General features: G+C 69.0%; 1 protein-coding gene. It reads left to right on the forward strand.

The window, feature by feature from the left end; all coding sequences use genetic code 11:
• Nucleotides 1-1,280 (forward strand): crotonyl-CoA carboxylase/reductase (gene ccrA / locus ACIG5E_RS39535; RefSeq protein ID WP_396542179.1); only part of this gene is annotated, 1,280 nt, incomplete at both ends.

Here is a 1,280-nt window from a genome sequence, read left to right on the forward strand (position 1 = left end):
ATCCTCGACGCGATCCTCAGCTCCGACGCCACGTCGGCGGACTTCGCGGCGATCAAGCTCCCCGAGTCCTACCGGGCGGTCACGCTCCACAAGGACGAGGAGCAGATGTTCGCGGGCCTGGACAGCCGCGACAAGGACCCCCGCAAGTCCCTTCACCTCGACGACGTCGCCCTGCCGGAGCTGGGCCCCGGCGAGGCCCTGGTCGCCGTCATGGCCAGCTCGGTGAACTACAACACCGTGTGGAGCTCGATCTTCGAGCCCGTCTCCACCTTCGCCTTCCTGGAGCGCTACGGCCGCCTGTCGCCGCTGACCAAGCGCCACGACCAGCCCTACCACGTGCTCGGCTCCGACCTCGCGGGCGTGGTCCTGCGCACCGGCGCCGGCGTCAACGCGTGGAAGCCCGGCGACGAGGTCGTCGCCCACTGCCTCTCGGTCGAGCTGGAGTCCCCCGACGGCCACAACGACACGATGATGGACCCGGAGCAGCGCATCTGGGGCTTCGAGACCAACTTCGGCGGCCTGGCCCAGATCGCCCTGGTGAAGACCAACCAGCTGCTGCCCAAGCCCAGGCACCTCACCTGGGAGGAGGCCGCCTCCCCCGGCCTGGTCAACTCCACCGCCTACCGCCAGCTGGTCTCGCGCAACGGAGCCGGGATGAAGCAGGGCGACAACGTCCTGATCTGGGGCGCCAGCGGCGGCCTCGGCTCGTACGCCACCCAGTACGCGCTGGCCGGCGGCGCCACCCCGATCTGCGTGGTCTCCAATGACCAGAAGGCCGAGATCTGCCGCGCCATGGGCGCCGAGGCGATCATCGACCGCTCCGCCGAGGGCTACCGGTTCTGGAAGGACGAGAACAACCAGGACCCCCGCGAGTGGAAGCGCCTCGGATCGAAGATCCGCGAGTTCACCGGCGGCGAGGACGTGGACATCGTCTTCGAGCACCCCGGCCGCGAGACCTTCGGCGCCTCGGTGTACGTCACCCGCAAGGGCGGCACCATCGTCACCTGCGCCTCCACCTCCGGCTACATGCACCAGTACGACAACCGCTACCTGTGGATGTCCCTCAAGCGCATCGTCGGCTCGCACTTCGCCAACTACCGCGAGGCCTTCGAGGCCAACCGCCTGGTCGCCAAGGGCAAGATCCACCCCACCCTCTCCAAGGTCTACTCCCTGGAGGAGACCGGCCAGGCCGCCCTCGACGTGCACCACAACAAGCACCAGGGCAAGGTCGGCGTCCTCTGCCTCGCCCCCGAAGAGGGCCTGGGCGTCCGCGACCAGGA

Origin of the sequence: Kitasatospora sp. NPDC053057, assembly GCF_044546945.1 — a bacterium.
Taxonomy (GTDB): Bacteria; Actinomycetota; Actinomycetes; order Streptomycetales; family Streptomycetaceae; genus Kitasatospora.